The organism is Actinosynnema sp. NPDC023658 (assembly GCF_040639995.1).
Classification (GTDB): Bacteria; Actinomycetota; Actinomycetes; order Mycobacteriales; family Pseudonocardiaceae; genus Actinosynnema.
Genome location: NZ_JBFAAX010000570.1, coordinates 1 through 3,685 on the forward strand (window position 1 = coordinate 1; position 3,685 = coordinate 3,685).

General features: G+C 72.6%; 1 protein-coding gene and 1 pseudogene. One reads left to right on the top strand and one right to left on the bottom strand.

What is annotated here, in order from left to right; genetic code table 11:
* Nucleotides 1-3,497 (bottom strand): hemopexin repeat-containing protein (locus tag AB0G02_RS31300; RefSeq protein ID WP_360801223.1); only part of this gene is annotated, 3,497 nt, incomplete at its 3' end.
* Between the two features lie 102 nt (nt 3,498-3,599).
* On the opposite strand from AB0G02_RS31300, the pseudogene AB0G02_RS31305 reads away from it, so the two are divergent.
* A pseudogene (locus AB0G02_RS31305) lies at nt 3,600-3,685 on the top strand (alpha/beta hydrolase fold domain-containing protein); the annotation flags it as partial.

Here is a 3,685-nt window from a genome sequence, read left to right on the forward strand (position 1 = left end):
CCGGCCAGCAGCCCGGCGCGGCGGCTGTCCCAGTACAGCGGGCGGATGAACGTGGCCTCGGCGTCGTCGAGGCCGCGCTCGAACCGCAACGCCCGTTCGGCGGACCTCGCGGTGTCGTAGGCCATCGAGTACGCCTGGAAGTACAGGCCGGACAACCGGCCCGCCATCCAGCCGTAGAGCTCGGCGTTGCTGAACTTGTCCTTCAGCAGCGCGCCGATGGCCTGGTTGTGGCCGATGTCCTGGGCCAGGACCTCGACCTCACGCCGTGCGATCGCCAGCTGCTGCTCGGCCGCGGCCACCTGGTGGTCGATCTGCGCCAGGTCGCTGGTGGCGGTGGCCAGCTGGAACTCCCACTCCTGGTGGGTGCGCTCCTGCTCGGCGCGCACGCCGAGCAGCTCGCCGGTGACCGAGAACCCCTCGCCCAGCACCTGCGGGATCTCGGCTGCCTCGTCCAGCACGTTCCCGAGGTGGTGCCCGCCCCACGTCGTGCCGACGCTGAACGGCCCGATCGTCGTCTGCGGGACGGCGTGGGCGATGGCCGCGGCGACCTTGAGCACGCCCGAGGTCAGGTGCAGGGCGGCGGCCGTGCCCATGATCCCGATCTGGGCCTGTTCCAGCGGGGTGAGCCCGGACGTGATCAACTGCTGGTAGTGGGCGATCCGCTGGTTGGCCGCGTCACGGCTGGCCCGCAGCTCGGCCAGCGTCGCGTCGGCGGCCTCGACCTGCGCGTCCTTGATCGCCCGGGTCATCTCCAGGATGACGCCCTCCTGCCGGTTCTGCAGCCGGCTGAGCTCCTCGGAGTCGCGCCGTTCGAGCACCGACAGCAGGTCCGCGCCGAACTGGCGGAGCCGGTCGGCCATCTCCTGGGCCCGGCGGAACGTGGCCTCGAACCGGTAGTGCGGCACGGCCACAGCGGCGCCCGCGGCGACGGCCTGGTCCACCCCGACGCCGGCCGCCACGCTGCGGACCAGGTCCATCGGGTCGATCGGCGGCTCGAACAGGGGCAGCGGCTGGCTGATGCCCAGGATGTTCAGCGACTGCCTGATCTTGCGCAGCCGGTCCTCGACCCGGTCCCAGTAGGCGGTGAACACGCTGTTGTCCGGGATCCGGAAGTAGCGGTCGGCCACCCCGGCGTGGACGCTGCCCGGCCCTTCCAGCAGGCGGCCGCCTCCGGTCAGCTCGGCCAGCAGGTCGAGCTCGCCCGGCTCGTCGTCCAGCTCCCGGTAGGTCCGCGACGGGGTGAGCGGCAGCTTCCCGGGCAGCTCGGGCCGCAGGCCCAGCAGGTCCCAGGCGAAGGTGTAGAGCATCCGGGCCTCGTCGATGCTCTCCCCCGTGTACTGGCGGAAGAGCATGTCGCCCCAGTCGAGCAGGTTGTCGAGGTAGGCCATCACCACCGCTCGGCGGTAGGCCACCGGGCGCAGGTCTGCGATGGAGTGCGGGTCGAACGGGTCGTCCCGGTAGGCGTCGAGGAGGCTGTCGCGGTCGCCCACGAGGTCGTAGAACCGCTGGAGGTCCGCGACCAGCGCGGTACGTTCCTGCAACTGCTCGATCGCCTGCACGACGCCGCGCCACAGGCTGCGCTTCGGCTCGCGGATGCGGGGCGTGATGCGGGCTTCCGCGGCGGTCGCGGCGTCCGCGAGCAGCGTGTGCAGCCGCGGTGACGACACCCGGGCGAGGACCGCGAGCTCGTCGTCGTCCAGCGGGCGGTTCTCCCGGAACGCGGGGGTCAGCCGCTCCAGGTCGGCCAGGACCCGGGCCAGCTCGGCGGCCAGCCCGGCCGGTTCGTCGAACCCGGCGGCGGTGAGCCGGCCGGTCAGCTCGGCCATGTCGCGGCGCGACCGGTCGGCCAGGGCGGCGAGGTCCACCGCGAGGAACGGCAGGAACCGCCAGTACCGGCCGGGTTCGGTGGGGTCGAAGACGTGCTCGTACCACTGACGCGCGTCAGCGAACCGCTGCGCGTCGTTCAGCGCCTGCGCGATGAGGACGGGCGCGTGGAAGAAGATCTCCCAGTAGTAGGTCCCGTTGGCGCTCTGGAAGTCCAGGTGAGCGCCGGCGGGCAGCCGGTTGGCCACCACGCGGTCCTCGCGGACCTGGATGGTGTTGCGGTCGGACCGGTCGGTCCGGAACGCCGGGCGCTCATCCAGCTCCTGGCCCTCCGGTGCGAGCAGCGCGGCCACGCCACCGGCCAGCAGCCGCTGGTTGAGCTGCGCGGCCGTGCTCGTGGTCAGCCGGACGACCTCGACGGGCAGCGCGGCCCGCTCGAACGGCCGGGGCACGGCGATCGTGGTCGGGTAGGCGAGGGCCTTGCCGTCCAGGAACAGGTGGAGGCGCTGGTCGGACGCGCTGTCCAGCACGCCGGTGACCTGGCCGAACTCCTCGGGCAGGTCACCCCAGTTGCCCTCGATCGGGGCGAACCCGGTGACGTCGGCCAGGCCGGACGACAGGCGCGCGTAGGAGTCGCCGCTGAACGCGTAACGGCGCTGACCGCGACGGAACACCGCGGTGATCGGCCTCGGCAGGTCCACCGGGTAGCCCTCGTCGATGACGTCGGGGACCGGGCCCTTGTCGGGCAGGGTGTAGCGGACGAGCCGCGTCCCGCTGGTCAGGTACAGGAAACCGCCGTCGACGTGCGCGGAGTCCACCGTGGCCAGTCCGCCGGTGGTCGCGCCGCGGCCCAGGTCCCGGCTCGGCCAGGTCGTCTCGGTGATCCTGGGCTTGCGCGGCGGCCGTCCGTCCGGCGCCTCGACCTTCACCTGGGCGCACAGCTGGGTCGAGTCGTCGAAGTACCAGGACGTGTCGCCCACCCGCAGCGCCGCGCCGATCTTCGACCACTTCGGGAAGGTGTCGTCGCTCTCCGCGATCTTGTGCCCGTGGCTCTCGTCGGGCGCTTGGTAGTGGTTGCCGGAGTACCGGACGTACTCGTCCCCGACGAACAGGTAGGTGAGCCGGCGGTCGGTGTCGACGATGGCCGCGTCGAACCGGGTGAGCCCCGACATCGGGTGGAACAGCGCGGTCGCCGGGACCCCGGTGGCGCCGCCGCGCTCGATCCGGCCGGCGCCGGCCGCGGAGTAGAACCACTCGACGTCGTTGAGGTCGGTGAACGCGGCGTCGATGCGATCCCAGCGCGGGAAGCCCTCGGAGTTGGTCGCGATGTCCATGGGGTAGCCGGGGTCGAGCGTGCCGAACACGCCGCTGTAGCGGAAGTACTGCCCGCCCGAGAACACGTAGGTGTGCTCGCGGTCGCGGTCGCGTCGGCGCAGGACGGCGTCCACCACGCCGGTGCGGGTCAGGTGGGTGGCCCGGCGCCCCCAGCGGTCCGCGGTGGTCCCGCCGTCGCCCGGCTTGCCCTTGGTGACGGCCAGGTAGCGGTGGTTCCCGTTGTCGAAGAAGTACCGGGTGCCGCCGGGCAGTTCGACCGCGGCGTCGACCCGGGTCCACCCGGTCAGGCCCAGGCCGCTCAGCGGGACCGGCGCGACCGGGTCGGCCGGCGCCACCACGGCCGGGCGGCACAGGAAGCTGCCGCCCTTGTGGTCGATGCTGAACCACGGGCCGTAGTCGGACCTGCTCGGGCTCGTGAACCGGACCACGCGCGGCCGGTCCTGGCCGTGGCGGGCGACTCGGTCGGCGGCAACATGTCCGCCGCGCTGACGCTGCTGGCCAAGCAGCGCGGTGACGTGGTGTTCCG